The sequence below is a fragment of the Dietzia sp. DQ12-76 genome, assembly GCF_014145045.1.
Classification (GTDB): domain Bacteria; phylum Actinomycetota; class Actinomycetes; order Mycobacteriales; family Mycobacteriaceae; genus Dietzia.
On record NZ_JAALDV010000501.1, the window covers coordinates 1 to 1,117 of the forward strand.

The following is a 1,117-nucleotide window of genomic DNA, read 5'->3' on the forward strand; positions in this document are numbered from 1 at the left end:
GGAGTCCGTCGAACGCATCGCCCGGCGCGGGGCCACGCCGCTGGTGGTGGCCGAGATGACGGTCCGCGCCAACGGGGCCGGGGATGCGACGAAGACCGGCGACGACGAGGGCGGCGAGCTGATTCCGGCCAGCGCACCCCGGGTCCTCGGGACCGTCGAGCTCTCGGACGTGGTCAAGCCCGGAATGCGCGAGCGTTTCGCCGAACTGCGGGCCATGGGGATCCGCACCGTCATGATCACCGGGGACAACCCGCTCACCGCCGCGGCCATCGCCGCCGAGGCGGGGGTCGACGACTACCTGGCCGAGGCCACCCCGGACGACAAGATCGCGCGGATCCGCGCCGAGCAGACCGGGGGGCGCCTGGTCGCGATGACCGGTGACGGCACCAACGACGCCCCCGCCCTGGCCCAGGCCGACGTCGGCGTGGCCATGAACTCGGGCACCACGGCCGCCAAGGAGGCCGGCAACATGGTGGATCTGGATTCGGACCCCACCAAACTCATCGACATCGTGGGCATCGGCAAACAGTTGCTCATCACCCGCGGCGCGCTCACCACGTTCTCGCTGGCCAACGACCTGGCCAAGTACTTCGCCATTCTGCCGGCGCTGTTCGTGGGGATCTTCCCGCAGCTGGACAGGCTCAACGTCATGGGGCTCGCGAGCCCCGAGTCGGCGATCTTGTCCGCGGTGATCTTCAACGCGATAGTCATCGTGCTGCTGGTCCCGCTCGCCCTCCGGGGCGTGAGGTACCGGGCGGCCTCCGCCGCGTCGCTGCTGCGGCGCAACTTGCTGATCTACGGGGTCGGCGGCGTGATCGCGCCGTTCCTCGGGATCTGGCTCATCGACCTGCTCGTCCGACACCTCCCCGGGATCGCGTGACTCATGTCCACTCTCACCACTGCTCTGCGCCAGCTGCGGCCGGCCCTCGTCGTCGTCGCCCTCGCCACCCTCCTGTGCGGCCTCGCCTATCCGGTTTCGGTCTGGGCGGTCTCGCGGCTCGACACCGCCTCGGCCGAGGGGTCGATCGTCCGGGACGCCGCCGGCTGCGCGGTCGGTTCGGCGCTCCTCGCCACCGACCCGCAGGTCGAGCCCGGCCAGCCGGATCCGTTCTTCCAC

General features: G+C 70.8%; 2 protein-coding genes. Both read left to right on the plus strand.

All coding sequences use genetic code 11. The annotated features are described in order from the left end of the window. Positions 1–880: HAD-IC family P-type ATPase (locus G6019_RS15585; RefSeq protein WP_182627990.1), on the plus strand; the 880-nt coding region annotated here is incomplete at its 5' end. 3 nt (positions 881–883) lie between these two features. Continuing rightward, a partial coding sequence (locus G6019_RS15590) for a potassium-transporting ATPase subunit C (protein WP_182627992.1) occupies positions 884–1,117 on the plus strand: 234 nt, incomplete at its 3' end.